The following is a 3,614-nucleotide window of genomic DNA, read 5'->3' on the forward strand; positions in this document are numbered from 1 at the left end:
TCCTTCCGGGAATTCCAGTGCTGAAGCAAGTGTAAATCCGGCATGCAAAATTGCAAAAAAAATAAAAAATTCGCGGCGCTATAAAATTTGTGCGCCGCACCACCATTCCTAATTCCTAATTCCCAATTTTCACCCACCAACCCACTATCTCACTATTTCCGGAGGTCCTATGAACTACAGGCACATCATCCTCTTTGCCGCCCTGGCAGCGGCCATTCCTTTTGCTCCCCTGGAAGCGGAAGACAAGATTTCCCCGGACTATACCATGGAAATCGAAGACCAGGGCCGGCTGGAACAGTTTTACCGCATGAATGGTCCCTACGAAGTCAAAAGCCAGGTTCTGTCGAAGGGCAGAGAAGAATACGGAGGCTATACCTATACCCTCTGGTATCCGGCTGGCCTTGGCCGTTACCGCAGCTGGCCTTTGCCTTTGGTAATCTGCCTCAATGGCACCGGCGGCTCTGCGGAAAACGATGAGCCCCTCTATGAACATCTGGCGTCCTGGGGATTCCTGGTCCTGGGAAACAGCGATCCCCAGACCGGTCCCGGGTGGTCCGGGGAATATGGAATCCGGCAGATGCTGCTCCTGAACGGGACCAAAGGAAGCTTTCTCTACGGCAAAGTGGATACAAAACATATCGGAATCATCGGTTATTCCCAGGGCGGCGCCGGCGCCTGGCACGCCCTGGACAGGGACCATGGCAGTGCTTACACCGCCATGGCCACGGTGTCGGCGGTGACGAAGTCCATCAGCCGCCGCCTGAAACTGGACAACTGGCTCTATGATACGGGAAAAGCGAAAATCCCGGTGCTCATGGTTTCCGGGAACGGCATTTTGGACCGGGACTTTATTTCTCCGCTTAAAGAGATGAATGAAAACTTTGATGCCATGACCCGGGCACCCTACGCGGCCATGGGACGGAGGAAACATACGGACCACCTGGATATCCAGCGGGATGCCGATGCCTATCTCACAGCCTTCTTCTGCTGGCAGCTGAAAGGGGACCTCCGGGGCCAGGAAATCTTCACCGGTCCCCATGCCGAATTAAAGGAAAATCGGGGCTGGGAACAGGTGAGGATTAAAGAGTGAGACCCCGAGGAAATGGGCGGTTAGCGTGCCGGTGGATAGAGACCTTCATGCCGGGGCTTCTAGCTGCCAGCTTTTAGCAACTGGGAAAGCTGGCCAGCCTACGGCATGAATGACTGGCGGCGACATCGAGTAGGAGGCGCCGCAGGCTGGTCAGTCTTCCTAACTGCTAGAAGCTAGAAGCCCCATGCTAATGACTCTATCCATCAGCATACTAACCTGCTATCCCACCAATCCACTCTTTCCTTCCCCTCTTGTGGTATAATAAATTAGATTGTATGCCCAATTTGCGGCGGCTGTGGGAGAATGGCCGCCAAAGAGGACAGATTTTACTACAGGAGTGTTATATATGAAAAATTCTGATATCCGTCGCGAGCGGCCGCAGAAGAAATCCTCCTTTTTCAAGAGGGTCCTTATCTTTCTGCTGGTCATCGTGATGATTGCCGGAGCCGGTGCGGCGGCAGGGTTCTTTGTGTCCGTATCCCGGCACCTGCCGGACGTGACGGCCAATATCCAGCCTAACGCTTCCTCCCGCATCTATGATGACAAGGGACGGCTCATTACCACGGTGCATGCAGAGGAAAACCGTATCCCCGTGCCTATCACCCAGGTTCCGCAGAACCTGCAGAATGCCTTTGTGGCAGCAGAAGATGTGCGCTTCTATGAACACCACGGCATAGACCCACGGGGCATTCTCCGCGCCGTGTGGTCCAATGTGATTACCCACAACGCCACCAGCCAGGGCGGTTCCACCATCACCCAGCAGCTGGCAAGAAATGCCTTCCTTACCCAGGAACAGACCCTGAAGAGAAAACTGCTGGAAGTGGTACTGGCCCTGCAGATTGAAAACAAGTACACCAAGAAACAGATCCTGGAAATGTACATGAACCAGATTTACTTCGGCCAGGGATGCTACGGCATCCAGACAGCGTCCAAGGTGTACTTCGGCAAAGACGTGAAAGACCTCACCCTGCCCCAGTGTGCCATGCTGGCCGGACTTCCGAACAGCCCGAACTACTACTCCCCCTTCCGGAGCCTGGAAGCGGCCAAGTACCGCCAGGGAATCGTACTGGACCAGATGGCCAAGTACGGCTATATTTCCCAGGCCGATGCAGAGGCTGCCAAGAAAGCGGATCTCCACCTGGCAAAGCCCCAGACCAATAAAGGCACCGACAGCACCGCTTCCTATTTCATCAGCTATGTCATCCAGACGATAAGTGATAAATATGATTCTGACGCCATCTACAAAGAAGGGCTCCAGGTATACACCACCCTGGACCTGGATATGCAGAAGGAAGCAGAAAAGACGCTGAAAGCGGACCTGCCGAAGGGAAATAAGGACTCCAAGGGACTCACCCAGCCCCAGGGCGCTCTCATGACCATTGAAGTAGGTACCGGCCATATCAAAGCCATGGTTGGCGGCCGGGGCGAAGACCATTTCAACCGCGCCACCCAGATGGTTCGTCAGCCGGGCTCCTCTTTCAAACCCTTCGTATACCTCACGGCCTTTGAAAACAAATTCAGCCCCTACGACACCGTAAGTAATGAAAAGAAGACCTACGGCGGCGGATGGACCCCGAAGAACTACGGCGGCACCTCCGGTGGACAGGTCACACTGGAAGAGGCCCTCGTTCACTCCATGAATATCCCCACCATTGACCTGGCCAATAAAGTGGGTATGAAGAAAATCCTGGACACCGCAGAGGCATGCGGTATTTCCACCCTCGTAAAGACAGGCAAGAAGAACGATGATAACCTGGCAGCCTCCATCGGCGGCCTGACCAACGGCGTTTCCGTCTACGATATGGCCAAGGCCTACAGCGTCTTCGCCAACGGCGGCAAGCTCATCGAACCGACGGCCATCATGAAAGTGGTGGATCGGAACGGCAATGTCCTGGAAGACCATTCCGGCAAACAGGAAGGCAAGCAGGTGGTCAGTGAAAATGCGGTGTACCGCCTCACCAGCATCCTGGAAGAGGTTATTTCCCGGGGCACCGGCGGCAACGCTTACATTGGCCGTACCGCAGCCGGTAAGACCGGTACCACCGATGATGAACACGATGCATGGTTCGTGGGCTATACCCCTGAACTGGTCACCGCCGTCTGGATCGGCGATGATACATCCACCAATGCCGGCTACACCGGCGGCACCATCCCTGCCGCTATCTGGAGGGACTTCATGAAACAGGCCCTTACCGCCTATAAGACAAAGAGCTTCGACATCCCCCAGGCAGTGAGAGAAGAAAACGCAAGAGCCCAGGCCGCCCAGGCTGCCCAGGCCGCAAAAGCCAGGAAGCAGGAAGATACGAAGAAGAAGGACGATAAAGCTGCCCAGGCCAATAAGGCCGCAGGAAATAAACTCCTGGACCGCATTACCGGCAAGGATACGGCTAAGCCTTCAGAGGCGGACAACAATAAGACCAACTGATCAGTGGCAATGAAAAACAGCAGCACCCATTATGGGGCTGCTGTTTTTTTGTAAAAAGAAAACCCCCGGTTGGACCGGGGGTTCAATAAAGCTTTAGCG

The 3,614-nt window shown here is 54.7% G+C and carries 2 protein-coding genes; both read left to right on the plus strand.

All coding sequences use genetic code 11. From position 1 onward, the window contains the following. Nucleotides 1–169 precede the first annotated feature (169 nt). A complete protein-coding gene (locus QZR21_RS08630) occupies nt 170–1,090 on the plus strand; it encodes a hypothetical protein (protein WP_296099487.1) in 921 nt (306 codons plus the stop codon). A gap of 346 nt (nt 1,091–1,436) precedes the next feature. Next, nucleotides 1,437–3,515, plus strand: a complete 2,079-nt coding sequence (locus tag QZR21_RS08635; RefSeq protein ID WP_296099485.1) for a transglycosylase domain-containing protein — start codon at nt 1,437–1,439, stop codon at nt 3,513–3,515. The last annotated feature ends 99 nt before the right edge of the window (nt 3,516–3,614 follow it).

It is taken from the genome of uncultured Dialister sp., from assembly GCF_900541605.1.
GTDB lineage: Bacteria > Bacillota > Negativicutes > Veillonellales > Dialisteraceae > Dialister.

Excerpts from the sequence above, each read along its gene's own strand:
- QZR21_RS08630 (WP_296099487.1), top strand. The coding sequence starts at position 170 with ATGAACTACAGGCACATCATCCTCTTTGCCGCCCTGGCAGCGGCCATT.
- QZR21_RS08635 (WP_296099485.1), top strand. The coding sequence starts at position 1,437 with ATGAAAAATTCTGATATCCGTCGCGAGCGGCCGCAGAAGAAATCCTCC.